The organism is Roseicyclus marinus (genome assembly GCF_036322625.1).
Lineage (GTDB): Bacteria > Pseudomonadota > Alphaproteobacteria > Rhodobacterales > Rhodobacteraceae > Roseicyclus > Roseicyclus marinus_A.
Window position 1 is genome coordinate 2,073,035 of the sequence record NZ_AP027266.1, and the last position, 14,606, is coordinate 2,087,640.

General features: G+C 64.1%; 14 protein-coding genes. 3 read left to right on the top strand and 11 right to left on the bottom strand.

Annotated elements, in window-relative coordinates; translation table 11 throughout:
* Positions 1 to 173: 173 nt before the first annotated feature.
* Both AABA51_RS09860 and AABA51_RS17140 read right to left on the bottom strand, forming a co-directional pair.
* Positions 174 to 431: a transposase gene (locus AABA51_RS09860; protein WP_338271602.1), complete on the bottom strand. Its 258-nt coding sequence runs from the start codon at positions 429 to 431 to the stop codon at positions 174 to 176.
* Positions 428 to 1,381 (bottom strand): tyrosine-type recombinase/integrase, encoded by a 954-nt coding sequence (locus AABA51_RS17140; protein WP_425328801.1) that lies wholly within the window; start codon positions 1,379 to 1,381, stop codon positions 428 to 430. The genes AABA51_RS09860 and AABA51_RS17140 overlap by 4 nt, the downstream gene beginning before the upstream one ends.
* 14 nt (positions 1,382 to 1,395) lie before the next feature.
* Here AABA51_RS17140 and AABA51_RS09865 point away from each other — a divergent pair, with 14 nt between their 5' ends.
* A complete protein-coding gene (locus AABA51_RS09865) occupies positions 1,396 to 1,647 on the top strand; it encodes a helix-turn-helix domain-containing protein (protein WP_338271603.1) in 252 nt (83 codons plus the stop codon).
* A 334-nt stretch (positions 1,648 to 1,981) separates the two neighbouring features.
* On the opposite strand, the gene tviB is transcribed toward AABA51_RS09865, so the two are convergent.
* Positions 1,982 to 3,265 carry a Vi polysaccharide biosynthesis UDP-N-acetylglucosamine C-6 dehydrogenase TviB gene (gene tviB, locus AABA51_RS09870; RefSeq protein WP_338271604.1) on the bottom strand — a complete coding sequence of 428 codons (1,284 nt, stop codon included), beginning with the start codon at positions 3,263 to 3,265 and terminating at the stop codon, positions 1,982 to 1,984.
* Between the two features lie 212 nt (positions 3,266 to 3,477).
* Between tviB and AABA51_RS09875 the strand changes: the two genes are divergently transcribed.
* Positions 3,478 to 4,215 carry a YdcF family protein gene (locus AABA51_RS09875; RefSeq protein WP_338271605.1) on the top strand — a complete coding sequence of 246 codons (738 nt, stop codon included), beginning with the start codon at positions 3,478 to 3,480 and terminating at the stop codon, positions 4,213 to 4,215.
* Positions 4,216 to 4,224: 9 nt separating this feature from the next.
* Here the strand turns inward: AABA51_RS09875 and nusG are convergent, their stop codons facing one another.
* The 5 genes from nusG to AABA51_RS09900 are packed head-to-tail and all read right to left on the bottom strand — an operon-like array spanning position 4,225 to position 8,479.
* Positions 4,225 to 4,773, bottom strand: a complete 549-nt coding sequence (gene nusG / locus AABA51_RS09880) for a transcription termination/antitermination protein NusG (RefSeq protein ID WP_338271606.1) — start codon at positions 4,771 to 4,773, stop codon at positions 4,225 to 4,227.
* Between the two features lie 37 nt (positions 4,774 to 4,810).
* Positions 4,811 to 5,644, bottom strand: a complete 834-nt coding sequence (locus AABA51_RS09885) for a glycosyltransferase family 25 protein (RefSeq protein ID WP_338271607.1) — start codon at positions 5,642 to 5,644, stop codon at positions 4,811 to 4,813.
* Positions 5,631 to 6,662 carry a glycosyltransferase gene (locus AABA51_RS09890; RefSeq protein ID WP_338271609.1) on the bottom strand — a complete coding sequence of 344 codons (1,032 nt, stop codon included), beginning with the start codon at positions 6,660 to 6,662 and terminating at the stop codon, positions 5,631 to 5,633. Before AABA51_RS09890 ends, AABA51_RS09885 begins: the two co-directional genes overlap by 14 nt.
* Positions 6,659 to 7,714, bottom strand: a complete 1,056-nt coding sequence (locus AABA51_RS09895) for a glycosyltransferase (RefSeq protein WP_338271610.1) — start codon at positions 7,712 to 7,714, stop codon at positions 6,659 to 6,661. Before AABA51_RS09895 ends, AABA51_RS09890 begins: the two co-directional genes overlap by 4 nt.
* 6 nt (positions 7,715 to 7,720) lie before the next feature.
* Positions 7,721 to 8,479 carry a glycosyltransferase family 25 protein gene (locus tag AABA51_RS09900; RefSeq protein WP_338271611.1) on the bottom strand — a complete coding sequence of 253 codons (759 nt, stop codon included), beginning with the start codon at positions 8,477 to 8,479 and terminating at the stop codon, positions 7,721 to 7,723.
* A 93-nt stretch (positions 8,480 to 8,572) separates the two neighbouring features.
* Between AABA51_RS09900 and AABA51_RS09905 the strand changes: the two genes are divergently transcribed.
* Positions 8,573 to 9,403, top strand: coding sequence for a glycosyltransferase family 25 protein (locus tag AABA51_RS09905; RefSeq protein WP_338271613.1), 831 nt, complete (start codon positions 8,573 to 8,575; stop codon positions 9,401 to 9,403).
* A gap of 4 nt (positions 9,404 to 9,407) precedes the next feature.
* Here the strand turns inward: AABA51_RS09905 and AABA51_RS09910 are convergent, their stop codons facing one another.
* The 3 genes from AABA51_RS09910 to acnA all read right to left on the bottom strand — a co-directional run bounded on the left by AABA51_RS09910 (position 9,408) and on the right by acnA (position 14,359).
* Positions 9,408 to 10,340 carry a Hint domain-containing protein gene (locus AABA51_RS09910; RefSeq protein ID WP_338271615.1) on the bottom strand — a complete coding sequence of 311 codons (933 nt, stop codon included), beginning with the start codon at positions 10,338 to 10,340 and terminating at the stop codon, positions 9,408 to 9,410.
* 183 nt (positions 10,341 to 10,523) lie between these two features.
* On the bottom strand, positions 10,524 to 11,312 hold the full coding sequence (locus AABA51_RS09915; protein ID WP_338271616.1) for a Hint domain-containing protein: 789 nt from the start codon (positions 11,310 to 11,312) through the stop codon (positions 10,524 to 10,526).
* A 347-nt stretch (positions 11,313 to 11,659) separates the two neighbouring features.
* Positions 11,660 to 14,359: an aconitate hydratase AcnA gene (acnA, locus tag AABA51_RS09920; RefSeq protein ID WP_338271618.1), complete on the bottom strand. Its 2,700-nt coding sequence runs from the start codon at positions 14,357 to 14,359 to the stop codon at positions 11,660 to 11,662.
* Positions 14,360 to 14,606 lie beyond the last annotated feature (247 nt).

Here is a 14,606-nt window from a genome sequence, read left to right on the forward strand (position 1 = left end):
CGCATGAAGAGCAAAGTGCTCTGCCCCCGACACTCATCCATCTAAAACCAGAGCCGGCGGGCGACAGTTGCCCGCTTGCGCGGAGGGAGCAATGGGCGATCGGTAGAACGCGTCCGTTTCGTGGAGCCGACCGCCCATTGCGGTGAGTTTGGCGGCGCAAACCGCGGGGGTCGTTAGCCGATGGTCGAATGTGACGGGGCCGCATTGTAGTCGGCGACCCAGCGTCCGACGACCTCTCGGGCATGATCGAGACCGAAGAACAGAACCTTGTTCAGAAGCTTGTCCCGAATCTTCGAATTGAACGCCTCGCAGATGCCGTTCTGCATCGGCTTGCCCGGGGTGACGAAGTGCCAGGCCACGTCCGTCTCCTTGCTCCAGGTCAGCATCGCGTTCGCGGTGAACTCGGTGCTGTCAGGGGGCAGTAACATCATCTGAGCCCCATCGATCGACCGGTCACCTCCCACACATTATGTTCTGCGCACTCCAAGTACCTGGCCAAGGTTGCCACTGACTTCCAACCTCCAGCACGCATGATAGCGACTGTGTCATGGCCCGCACAAAGAAGTTCCTGCGCCGCGCCTACCCGAAGCGAGTGCCCTCTGAACTCACCACTAAACTGCAAGCCTGCCCTCGCAGCCCCTTTTTGGATGGCTCGGCGAACAGTGACTGAATTCAGGTCGCGACGCACCGCCTGTCCCTGATAAATTGGACAGAAGAGAAACTCGAAGTCCGCCCCCCTCCAATCAATCCAAGAACGAACAACACGCGCCGTTTCCCTTGATGTGAAGACGTAGCGCCCCAGACCGGCCTGATCCGTCTTGCTGCGACGGATCGTTACGCGCAGCGTACCATCCGACCGCCAGTCCAAGTCGTCGTCACGCAAGGCGACCAACTCCGACCTCCGCGCCAACATCTCGAAGCCGAGCGCGAGGATGGCGCTGTCGCGGATGCCCCAAGGCGTATCAGGCTGCACGGCTAGGACGTCGCGGAGTTGTGTCCGCGACATACCCCTCGCCTGCTGCGGTGGCTTTGTCCGCGACCTGATTGCTCTCCGCAGGGCAAGACGGACATCTTCATCTCGCGTCGGATCTAACATTCCCATCATGCGGTGCAGCTTTCCGATAGCCACGAGACGTCGGCGGACGGTTGTCGGCACCAACCGCCCACCCTGCTCATCCACAAAGCCGCAGATAGTGCTGATTTCTGCTGGAAAGGGCACACGGCCATACCGGGCACACCAGTCGACAAAGCTTCTCACATCATCGTAGTATGCGCGGATGGTGGATGGGGCGTACGCACCTTCAAGCCGGAGCAACTGCTCTTCCCATCGCGGTCCGGGGCTTTTGGCTCTCAAGGTCATAATTGTCCAAATAGTGGACATTTACAGGTGCGTCAATGTTGAGCGGCATTCAAATCAAGATGGCTAGATCTGCTTTGGATTGGTCGCTGAAGGACCTCGCTGATGCCTGCGGCCTTTCGGAAAAGACCATCCGCCGCCTCGAAAGCGAACGGATGATCCAGTCGACAACCGTCAAGACCTTAACCTTGGTCAAGAGCACACTCGAAGCAGCCGGCATCGAGTTCTTAGGAACACCAGATGACCGGCCGGGCATACGCATCGGACGGCCATCCTCTAAGTGCGAATAACGCCCGGTCAACCCCCGCAGCTCCCTGCACCGTCGGCACCCGAGCGAAGGGCGTTCACCACTCAAAAATAGGTCATTTTTACTGACTTATTTTGGCGGCACTCTTCGTTGATCCAACCCAGTGCCGCGTCCAGCAATTCGCAGTAACTTACTGAAAAAGCCGGGCCGCTTTCGACAGACAACCATTATTTTATCGAAACGGCGGCACTTCCCAGCCAAATGTACAGAAGCACCAGCTATCCACCACGCCTGAAGGGTCGACTCGAAAATCAAAACTGAAAGCAACGACAATTTGCAGACTGCACCAGCGGCCTGACGGCGTTCGACCACACACCCTACAGTCGCAGATCGCTCTCGCCCGCAGCAAAGACGCTCTTGAGATCCCCAAAGACATGGCCTTCGCGCCCAAAGGCCCTCAGTGGCGCGACACCCTCCTGCCGAAACACGTCATGCGCTACGGCAAGGATCACGCCGTCGTACGCCCCGGCCTGCGGCTCGGCGACCAGCGCCAGGCCGTATTCCCGCGCCACGTCCTCGGCATCGACCCATGGGTCATGCACATCGACGTTCACGCCATAATCCTGCAACTCGTGCACCACATCGACCACGCGGGTGTTGCGCAGATCTGGGCAGTTCTCCTTGAACGTCAGCCCCAGAACGAGAACCCGCGCCCCGTCCACCTGAATGCGGTGCTTGAGCATGGTCTTCACCATCTGCCCAGCGACATAGGCGCCCATCCCGTCATTGATCCTGCGCCCCGCCAGAATGACCTGCGGGTGATAGCCCAACGCTTCGGCCTTGTGGGTCAGGTAATAGGGGTCAACACCGATGCAGTGCCCGCCGACCAGCCCGGGCCGGAAGGGCAGGAAATTCCACTTGGTCTCGGCCGCCTTCAGAACAGCGTCGGTATCGATCCCCATCTTGCGAAAGATGATCGACAGTTCGTTGACCAACGCGATGTTCAGATCGCGCTGGGTGTTTTCGATGACTTTCGCCGCCTCCGCCACACGGATCGACGGTGCCTTGTGGGTACCGGCCGTGACGATGGAGCCGTAAAGCCGGTCGACCAGATCGGCGATTTCGGGCGTCGAGCCCGATGTGACCTTCTTGATCGTCGGCAGCCTATGCGCCTTGTCTCCGGGGTTGATGCGCTCCGGCGAATAACCGCAATAAAAGTCAATGTTGTAACGTAGTCCGGACACATGCTCGAGCACGGGCACGCAATCCTCCTCGGTCGCACCCGGGTAGACAGTCGACTCGTAGACCACGATATCGCCGTGTTTCAGCACCTTTCCGATCATGGTCGAGGCCTGAACAAGCGCCGACAGGTCGGGCCGCTTCGAACTGTCGATGGGCGTGGGGACGGTGACGATGAATATTCGCGCCGCGCTTAGATCCCCGGGATCGTACGAAAACCTCAGATGCCGCGCCGTGGCCAATTCGTCGCTCTCAACCTCAAGCGTCGCGTCGACCCCCCGGCGCAGGGCGTCGATCCTGCCGCCATTCACGTCAAAGCCGATGACCTCGCGGATCTTGCCGAATTCGACCGCAAGGGGCAGTCCGACATAGCCAAGCCCGATGATGGCAATGGGGGCCGTGCTATAGTCGGATAGGGTCACGGGCGGCGCTCCTCTTGGACCGGATGGCCGGTCGGGCTCGGGACAACAACACACTGCATTCGTTCACGCATGAAGATCGCAACATCTTGCAGGATGGCAAAGGTCGAGGTCGACCGTTATAGCCTTGTTTAAACCCGCTTGAACCGCGAGATTCAAGGTGACAGCAGCCACGGATCTCGCTGTCGACGCAAGCCCCCCCCGGACCCCCGCCCATGATCTACCTCCACAAACTCCTGCCCGCGCTTGCCAGCCCGATCATGGCGCTCTTTCTGCTCACGCTCCTCTCCCTCCTCACCCGATCCCGCGCCATCAAGCTCGTCACCCTCCTCCTCTTCCTCCTGACGACGAACCCCATCCTCGCCAACCGGGCGATCGCCTATCTCGAACGCGATTTTCCGCCGGAACCGCTCGCCACAATCGAACCGCTCGATCATGTGGTCGTCCTCAGCGGGATGATCCGCGCAATCGTGACCGAGGACGGCACCCTGATCTACGAATTCGGCGACGCCGTGGACCGGTTCGAGGCGGGGCTAACCCTCCTGTCCACAGACCAGGCCGACACCCTCATCCTCACCCGGGGCCAGCTTCCCTGGTCCACCGGCCGCCCCGAGGGGGAGGTGCTGCGCGACATCGCCCTTGCCCGTGGCATTGCGCCCGAAGATATCCTCCTCACCACCCCGGCCCAAAACACGGCAGAGGAGGCGCGGGCCATCGCCGCCATGCTACCCCCCGGCGCGCGGATCGGCCTTGTGACTTCGGCCTTCCACATGCCCCGCGCGCTCACGGTCTTCCGAGAGCAGGGCCTCGATCCCCGTCCAATCGCCGTAGATTACCGCCAGAATTTCGATGCCGTCTCGATCACGGATATCATCCCGAGCGCGGGTGCCCTGAACCAGATCTCCCTCTTCACCCGCGAGATGATCGGCCGCGCCTATTACGCGATCCGCTGAAGGCCGCCCTCAACCCTTGGCGAGCTTTTCCGCGCTCACCACGATGCGCGACTGGCGGCCCATGAAATCGATCAACAGATGCACCCGGTGCTGCGGATCGACCGCCTCCACCCTGGCCAGGAAATCGACGAAAGGCCCCTCGCGCAAGATCACCTCTTCGCCCACGTCAAAGGGCGGCGGGGCCTCGCCCGTCAGGGCGTAGCGCTTGGCCATTTCCTCGACCAACCCCTTGGGCAGGGGCGCGGGACGGCCGCCGAAACTGACGATCCTTGCCACGCCATAGGTCGAATTGATCACCCGCCAGCCGCGATCTTCGGGGTTAAGTTCGACAAAGACATATCCCGGGAAAACCGGCGCATCGACGCTCACGAACTTGCCCGCCCGCCGGACCGAGCGCCGCTCGCGGGGGACAAAGGGCACGAAACCCTGCCGCTCCAGATTGGTCACCGCCCGGTTCAAACCATTCGGCTTGAGCTGAACAAGATACCATTCCGCCTCGCTGGTCCGCGTCTCGGTCAAATCGCCCAATCCCGCCTTTCGCTGCGCCAGATATCCCATGAATGCGCGTCTCACCCAAAGCTAAGGCTCGTAGCTACTATCCGCGCGGGGCACCTTCAACCCCGCGCACCTCGACCCAAACCTCGGCCACGCGCACCGCCCGCCGCTCCGCCACGCGCGCGAACCGGATCTGCCGCCAGCCCATGCGCAGCTGCGCCATGACCCGCCGCGCCCGGTAGCCGAACCGCTCGCCGGCCGATCGCGCCGCAAGGGGCGGCTTTTTCACCACGTCGATCAACGATGTCGTCGGGATCGCCTGCGGCACGCCGTAGACCTCGCAATGATCCAGCTGCACCGACAGTGCCGGATCGGCCTGCCAGCTCGCCATCCCGTAGGTGGAGGAGATCAGCGCATCCGACGGCGCCCCCGCACGGCGCGCATGGGCCAAAAGCTTCGCCGCCCCCGCGGGCCAGACCACATAGGCCGCCGATCCCGTCCGATCCTGATAAAGCCTTCGGATCGGTGCCCGATCATGCAGCCGCCGTCCCATCAGCTTCTTGCGCCCCCGCGCCTCTAGGCTGATATGCTCCACCCCCGCCAGACCTACGACAGCCTCCAGAAAACCGGGCAAACTTGCCGCCAGAACCGCATCATCCTCCAGCACCAGACAGGGCGCGCCCAAGGCCACGACCCGCTCCCATGCCACCCTATGCGAGGCACAAAGCGCCATTTCCGTCACCCGCATCGGCCGCTGCCAGCGGTGCCAGACCGGATCTTGCTCGGGCGGCACCAGCGTCTCGGGCGTCACCGCCTCGATCCGTTCCCATGGCAGGCCCAGCGCCGCCATCTGCGCCTCCATGAACCCCATCCGCTCGGTCGCAGAAGCCATGTTGATGATCAGCGCCCGCATGCCGCCCTCAGAATTCGCCATCGAAAATCCGCATGTATTGCGCGATCACCTGCGGCTTGGTGAATTTCGCCTCCAGCGTCTCGGCCCCGCCCGCAACCAGCCGCGCCGCCAATCCCGCCTCCTCGCGCAGCCGCGTGATCGCCGCGGCCATGCCCGCCGCATCGTCGATCTCGACCAAAAGCGCATCCTTTCCTTCGGTCGCGAACCAGCTTGGCCCCTCCGACCGGGTCGAGACCACCGGCACCTTCGCGTGCCACGCCTCGAGGATGACATTGCCCAAAGGCTCATGGCGCGACGGCATCACGTAGACATCGGCCGAGGCCACGATATGCATCGGCTCCTCTACCCAGCCGAAAAACTTCGTCCGCTCGGCAATCCCCAATTCCTGGGCCAAGGCGCGCAATTCCGCCTCCCGCTCGCCCGCGCCCGCCAGCCAGAGCCAGGCACCGGGCACCAGGGCCGCGGCCCGGATCAGCGTGTCAAACCCCTTGCGCCCCACGAACCGCCCCGACCCCGCGATGACAAAGGCATCCTCGGGCGTGCCGTGATCGGCGCGGCGCACGGGCTTGATCTCAACCTGGCGCGCGAAATTCGACACGACCGGCACGGGCTTTTGCCAGCCCAGATCACGGCAAGCCTGCGCGATGCCCGGCGTATTGGCCACGATCAGGTCGTTGTTGCGGAAATTCTTCAGATGGCGGGGATAATCCCCCAGTCGCGTCAGCTTCACCGCCCCCGGCGCATCCGGCACAAGACGCGACGACCGCGACATCCACGCCATGATCACATCGGGTTTCCAGTCGCGCACCATCCGCCGCACCCGCCATGTCAAAAGCAGGCTCATGGGCGAAATGCGCCGGTAATTGCTCTCAAGGATCGGGCCCAGCTCCGCGATCTCGGCATGCCACATCCGCCCCGGCCGCGTGACGAAGCGCTGCTCCATCCCCGCCTCGCCAAAGGCCTGGACAAGGTTCACGAAAAACCGCTCCGCCCCGCCATCCTTGCCGAAATGCATGTGCAAGATGCGTTTCGCGCTCATCCCCTGCCCCCGTTCTTGTCCTTGGCGATCTCGTCGAACAGGCTCAGGTAGCGCGCCACCACCGCCTCTTTTGAAAACCGCTCCGCCAGCGTCCGCGCTCCAGCCTCGGCCAGCCGCGCGCGCAGGCCCCTGTCCGCCCCCAGCCGCGCGATGGCCGCCCCCATGGCGGGCGCATCCTCGAGATCGACAAGCATCATGTTGCCCCCGTCGACGCCATACCACATCGGCCCCTGGCTCCGCGTGGCCACAACCGGCAACCCCGCCGCCCAGGCCTCCAGGATGACATTGCCCAGCGCCTCGTCCCGGCTCGGCATCGCCAGCATGTCACAAGCCTGCAGGACGGGAATGATATCGGTCTGCCACCCGGCAAAGACGACCCGCTCGGCCACGCCCAGATCGGTCGCCAACTGGCGCAACTCCGCCTCTTTCGGCCCATCCCCGATGAGCCACAACTCGGCCTCCGGTGCATCGACCAAGGCGCGGATCAGCGTGTCGAAGCCCTTGATCCAGACAAACCGCCCCACGGCGGCAACGCGCCCCCCCTTGGGCCTAGGCCTGTCGCGGATCGCGGCCGGGGCTTGCCCGCCGGTCTTGGGCGGCGGCGGGAAATTCGAGATCACCTCCGCCCGGCCCGTCCAGCCCTGGCCCCTGATATGGTCCACGATGTCAGGCGTATTGGCCACCACCGTATCCAGATGCCCGAAATGCCGGACGTGAAAGGGAAAATCCCCAAGCCGCACCAGCTTGACCCGCCCCCATGCGGGGATGAGCCGCGCGGTCGGTCCACGCCAACCCATGATCACATCGGGATCGAACCCCGCCATCCGCCGCCGCAACGCCCAGAGCCGGATCAAGGACACGGGATCGCGCCGCAGATAGGTGCCCTGATGCACCCTGCCCCGCCCCTCCAGCTCCGGCAACCAGACCTGCCCGGGCCTCACCGCGAATTCCTGCGTAATGCCCGCCTCGTGGAACCCTTGCGTGAGCCGCAGGAAAAACCGCTCCGTGCCGCCATCGCGGCCCATCATGACGTGAAAGATGCGGCTCACCATCCCTGCTCACCGCCCCCGCGACAGCGCCAGCCGCAGCCGGTAATTCGCCTGGTAGCGGATCGTCCGCCAGACCCGCCTCAGCGCCCCGTCGCGCTTGCCCATGCGCCTCCGGCTCTCGCCCACCGTGCCCTCGGGCGTCTCCTGTTCCCCGATGGCGATGGGCTGGGGGTCGATCATCGCAACCTTCAGACCGAATTCCCAGAAATGCTTGTGATCCTCGTCCACGGGGCGAAAGATCGGCGGCACGCACGCCAAAATCTTCTCCGCCCCCGCCCGCGTCAGCACATAGCCCAGCGTGGTCGAGGGCACACGGTCGGGCCGGCCCACCGACACACCCGGCCCCACCTGGCGCACCCCGCTCAACGCCACCGGCTTGAAGGAGAACAGCTTCACAAGGTCCCATTCCCCCGGCCGCGCCGCCAGATCGGCCTGCAATCCCGCGATCACGCCCGCCAGATCCCCCGTGACCCGCATGTCATCCTCGAGGATCACCGCCGCCTCGGCCCCGCCATCGCGCAACCATTCCGCCGCCCGCACATGGCTCAGGTAACAGCCGATCTCGGGCGCGACCAGGTCATGCCGCGCGCGTCTGGCATTGGCCTTCGCGTCGTAAACCCTCGCGGTTTCCTCGGCACTCAGAGCCCGGCCATTGACCGCCGGCAACCTTTCCCACGCGACGCCCGCGCGCCCCAATTCCTCGGCCACGCGCGCCAACCTTGTCTGGTTGGCCTCCATGTTGATCACGTAGACAGGCCAGTCCGCCAATTCGCCCGCTCCCTTGCTTCCCTGTCCGGCTACCTCGTGGCTTGTGGCGCTGCAAGCTTTCGTGACAAGTATCCCGGACCCGGCACCTTGGCGATGGCTGACCCGCGCATGACCGCACAGATCCCCGTTTACGTGATCAACCTCGACCGCCGCCCCGACCGGCTGGCGCGGATCGCGGCCCATCTTGCGGATCGCGGCGTCACGTTCATCCGCCAATCCGCCTGCGATGCCGCCTCCGTCCCCGAGGCCGAGATCGCCAAGATCATCCACGCCCATGGCCCGCTCGGCCAACTGGGCCTTGGCGACCGCGCCTGCACGATCAGCCATACGCTGGCGTGGCGCGCCTTCCTCGAAACGGACGCCCGCCACGCCCTGTTTCTCGAAGACGACATCTACCTCGCTCAGGATATCGCCCAAACGCTCGCCTCGGACGCTTGGATCCCGCCCAGCTGCCACGCCGTCAAGCTCGAGAAATTCAACGCAGGCACCTCGCGCCTCCTCCTCGCCCCCGAGATCGGCCAGACGCCCACAGGCCGCGCGCTCCACCCGATGCGCTCGCGCCATGTCGGCGGCGGCGCCTATATCCTCTCGCGCGAGGGCGCGCGGCTCGCCCTGTCGCACCGAGGCCGCTACCGCGTGCCGATCGACCATTTCCTCTTCAACGACACGGTCTCCCCCATCCGCCGCGCGCTGGCGCCTGCCATCGTCGTGCCCGCCATGGCCACCCAACGCGCCTATGCCTACGAGAGCGACATCGCCCCCCTGGGCAAGGCGATCCGCCCCAAGGGCTGGAAAAAACGCCTCCGCACATTGCGCCGCGGGTTGAACGAGGTGAACCAGGCTCCCCGCCAGCTCTGGCAATGGGCAACGGGCCAGGCCCGCATCGTCGAGGTCAGCTTCGCGGAAACCCCGCCGCAACCGTGACAGATCACGCCGCCCGCGAAATCCCCAACCGCGCCCGCAGGCTTGCAGGCAACATCCGCGCACAGGTCACACGCGGCGCCGGGTTTTCGACGATCCCCCGCTCCTCCCCATACAGCGCGACATAGTCCGCGTAATTGTCGAACACCCGCCGCCCGGCATATTCGATATAGGTCTCGGCCGGCACGCCCTCGGCGAGGATGATGTCATGGGCCTCGGTCTCGATGTGATGCACGACGTAAGCTCCGCCCAGCTCGGTCACGGGCACCCGGTCGATCCCTGTCCCGTTCACCAGCGCGCCGGCATTCACCAAAACGCCCTCGATCATCAGCGCATGATCCGCCGTCACGACCAGATCGCGGGCGGGCAAACCGCCGCCCAACGCACCCGCCCGCACCCTGACCGGGCAGACACGTTCCGCCGGACCGAATAGTGTGGATACAATCTGGCGAAAATTGAAACGGACGGCGACGACACGACCATCCGCCGTCAGGACAGGATCGCCCGGACGCAAGCTTTCGACCGCCCGCGCCCCGCCGGGCACGGCAATCCTTGTCCCCGACAGAAAGCAGACCGGCGCGTCCCAGAGCGTCAGGGACGTGGTGTCATTGGCAAAGGCTCTCAACTCGTCGTCCGTCGTAGCGGTCACGCCATTGGCCAAGGCAAGGATCGCGTCGGGATTGGTCAAAAGACCGTCCACCGTGAAGATGAAACAGGTCGCGCCTCCAAAATTGTTCGCGCCGACAAAGGTGGCCGTTCTCCCGTCGCGGATGCCGGAGAAGAGAGAAATGCTCGTGTCCAACCCGTATATGGTCACCTGATCACCCGGCGAAATCGTGCCGTCATCCACGGTGGCCACGATGGTCGCGTCACGGGTTCTTCCGGCCCAGTTCGCACCAGAAACAGCGATCTGAGTGGTGAAAACAAAGGTCGTGGGCATGATGACTCGTCACTCGTTATCAAACGAGGAATTTCTTAACCAAGGCCCCGCACAGCTGCAAACCCCGATCCTCTCGGGCTTGGCCGATGCCACAGCAAAGGCCTCGACGCGACCACCCCGGACCAAGCCCCCCAAACGAAAAGGGCGCCCAAAGGCGCCCCGTAGCGGTCACTCCCCGGCCCGTTATGCCGCCCGCGAAATCCCCAACCGCGCCCGCAGACTTGCAGGCAACATCCGCGCACAGGTCACACGCGGCGCGGGGTTTTCGACGATCCCCCGCTCCTCCCCATACAGCGCGACATATTCCGCGTAATTGTCGAACACCCGCCGCCCGGCATAGTCGATATAGGTCTCGGCAGGCGTGCCTTCGGCAAGGATGATGTCATGGGCTTCGGTCTCGACGTGGTAGACGGTGACACGCTCGGGCAGACCGCGGACTTCGCTGATGGTGGTGCCGTTCACCAGCGCGCCCGCGTTGACCAGCAGCCCGTCGATCACCAGCGCATGATCCGCCGTCACGGTCAGGTCGCGCAGGGGCAGGCCAGCGCCCAAGGCCCCTGCCGTGACGCGGACCAGCCGGACGCGCTGGAACATCGGCGCAAGCGTCTGGCGGCCCAGCCATTTGACAGGCACCGCGCGGCCGTCCGCCGTCAGCACGAGGTCGCCGATGGCCAGCGCCTCGACCGCCGCCTCGCCCGCATCCGTCGCGATCAGCGTGCCGGGGGCGAAGCACAGTGGAAAGGCAACCGCGTTATCCTCGTAGATCGTGGTTGCTCCGTTGTTCGGAAACACCGTCGCCAGATCCGCCACCACGGTATCGTAGGGAATGAAGTAGTTGCCGTTGAAGTCGTTTCTGAAGATCGGATATCTCGTGCCGTCAGGTGCTTCCCACAGGAACCCCGTGAACGGATTCAGGGTAAAGGCGAAATAATCCGTGGCGACGTCCCAATTCCCGTCCTCGTTCGCATCCACGACATCGAAGTCTCTGACCTCGACATTGAACGAACTCCACCTCAGCTCTCCGCCGCTGACGGTTCCACTGAAAAAAAGGAAGGCATCAACGGGATAAAGGTTCGGCATGCAAGTCCGGATCCATGTCGTTACGAGCTACACATCGCCGTGCCCCTGCGGCGCGGCAGGTCGGCCCACACATGGCCCCCCGAGGGTCAGCTAGGGGCCAGCCAAAAGACAAATCAAGAAAAATCTTGGCGCTCGGGCACAGGCACCTCCGGGCCGCCGACCGACGACGGCAGACCCGCCCCCCGCGCAGGACAAAGGGCGCCCGAAGGCGCCCTTTCCAAACCGCCTCGCAGGCCCGATCACTCCGCCGCGACAGGAGCCTTCGCCAGATCGCGCAGCACGTAGTGCAGCACGCCACCATGCTCGATGTATTCGATCTCGATGGCCGTATCGATCCGGCACTTCAGCGTGATCTCTTTCTTCGTGCCATCGCCATAGGTGATCGTGGCCGTCGTCTCCATCAGCGGCGTGACGGCATCCAGCCCGTGGATATCGACCGTCTCGTCCCCCTTCAGGCCCAGCGACTTGCGCGTATCGCCCCCGGTGAATTCAAAGGGAATGACCCCCATGCCGACCAGGTTCGACCGGTGGATACGCTCGAAGCTCTCGGCGATCACCGCCTTGACCCCCAACAGCGCCGTGCCCTTGGCCGCCCAGTCGCGGCTCGAGCCCGCGCCATATTGCTCACCGCCAAAGATCACCAGCGGCACATTCTGATCCTGCCACGCCATCGCCGCGTCAAAGATCGAGGTCTGCTGCCCGTCCGGCCCAAGGGTATAGCCCCCTTCGACCCCGTCCAGCATCTCGTTCTTGATGCGGATATTGGCAAACGTGCCGCGCATCATCACCTCGTGATTGCCGCGCCGCGCGCCGTAGCTGTTGAACTCGCGCGGCGACACCTGCCGCTCGGTCAGGTAACGGCCCGCAGGCGTGGTTTCCTTGAACGATCCCGCCGGGCTGATGTGGTCGGTGGTGATCATGTCGCCAAGGATCGCCAGCACCTTGGCCCCCTCGATGTTCGAGATAGTGCCAGGCTGCGCCCCCATCCCCTGGAAATAGGGCGGGTTCTGGATATAGGTCGAGGTGGCGGGCCAGTCATAGACCTCCTGCTGGGGGACACTCACGCCCTGCCACTTCTCGTCGCCCTTGAACACATCGGCATATTTGGTCTGGAACGCCTCGCGCGTCACGGTGCGCTCGACGGTCTCGGCCACTTCCGCCGTGGTGGGCCAGATGTCCTTGAGATAGACATCGCGGCCATCGGCGGTCTGCGCGATGGGATCATTGACGATGTCGATGTCCATCGTGCCGGCGATCGCATAGGCCACGACCAAGGGCGGGCTGGCGAGGTAGTTGGCGCGCACATCGGGGCTGATCCGGCCCTCGAAATTGCGGTTGCCCGACAGGACGGCGGTCGCGACCAGATCGCCCTCGGTGATCGCCTTGGAAATCTCGGGCTGAAGCGGGCCCGAATTGCCGATGCAGGTGGTGCAGCCATAGCCCACAAGATTGAAGCCCAGCGCATCCAGATCATCCTGAAGCCCCGCAGCCTCCAGGTAGGCGGACACGACCTGAGACCCCGGCGCGAGCGATGTCTTGACCCAAGGCTTGCGCGTCAGACCCAGCGCATGGGCCTTTTGCGCGACCAGACCCGCACCGATCATCACGTAAGGGTTCGAGGTATTGGTGCAGGACGTGATCGCCGCGATCACCACCTTGCCCGATTCCATCGTGTAATCTTCGCCCTCGACCGGAACTTCCTTGTTCATCGGGCGCTTGAAAGTCTCGGCCATTTCCTTGGCAAAGGCCGTCTTGGCATTGGACAGCGGCACGTAATCCTGCGGGCGCTTGGGGCCCGAGATCGCGGGCACGATGCTCGTCATGTCCAGGTGCAGCGTGTCGGTATAGACCGGCGCGTAATCCGCACCCCGCCAGAAGCCGTTTTCCTTGGCATAGGCTTCGACCAGCGCCAGCGTATCCTCGTCACGGCCCGTGTTGCGCAGGTAGCGCAGCGTCTCGTTGTCGATCGGGAAGAAGCCGCAGGTCGCGCCGTATTCGGGCGCCATGTTGGCGATCGTCGCGCGGTCGGCCAGCGGCAGACGGTCCAGACCCTCGCCGTAGAATTCCACGAACTTGTTGACCACGCCCTTCTGGCGCAGCATCTCCACGACCTTCAGCACCAGGTCCGTGCCCGTCGTGCCCTCGACCATCTGGCCGGTCAGCTCAAAGCCGATGACCTCGGGGATCAGCATGGAAATCGGCTGACCCAGCATCGCGGCCTCGGCCTCGATCCCGCCCACGCCCCAGCCCAGAACGGCCGCGCCATTGACCATGGTGGTGTGGCTGTCGGTGCCCACCAGCGTGTCGGGGTATGCCACCATCTCGCCCGACTGGTCCTTGTCCGACCAGACGGTCTTGGACAGGTATTCGAGGTTCACCTGGTGACAGATGCCGGTGCCCGGCGGCACGACGCGGAAATTGTCGAAGGCCGACTGGCCCCATTTCAGGAAGGTGTAGCGCTCCATGTTGCGCTCGTATTCCCGGTCGACGTTGGCCTGGAACGCCCGCGGGTTGCCGAATTCGTCGATCATCACCGAATGGTCGATCACCAGATCGACGGGCGCGAGCGGGTTGATCCGCTGCGGATCGCCACCCAGCGCCTTGATCCCGTCGCGCATCGCGGCAAGGTCCACGACCGCCGGAACCCCGGTGAAATCCTGCATCAAGACGCGCGCGGGCCGATAGGCGATCTCGCGCGGGTTCTGCCCGCCCTTCTCCGCCCATTCGGCAAAGGCCTTGATGTCATCGACGCTGACCGTCTTGCCATCCTCGTAGCGCAGCATGTTCTCCAGCACGACCTTGAGCGCGGCAGGCAGGCGCGAGAAATCGCCCAAACCGGCCTCGGAGGCTGCGGAAATCGAGTAATAGGCATAGCTCTTGGAGCCAGCCTTGAGCGTGCGGCGCGTCTTGGCGGTATCGTGGCCGACGGTAATGGGCATGAAAGCCTCCCTTCATCCGGACATGTGGGGGTCGTCTGTCTGGCGTGGCGATGCCACCGGATCGCCTGTCGATCAAGGGCAAAGCACGTTGCTGCGACATTATTGTATGCGATTGCATACCGCAAGGGGTCAGATGGGGGTTTTCGGGGGCGGATCGCCCTGCCCCGGAAATGCCGCAATCGCGTGCTTCGATCAAGAACCAGACCCGGCGAACCGGGCGACCCGAGGCAGTTCACCACGCAGGATC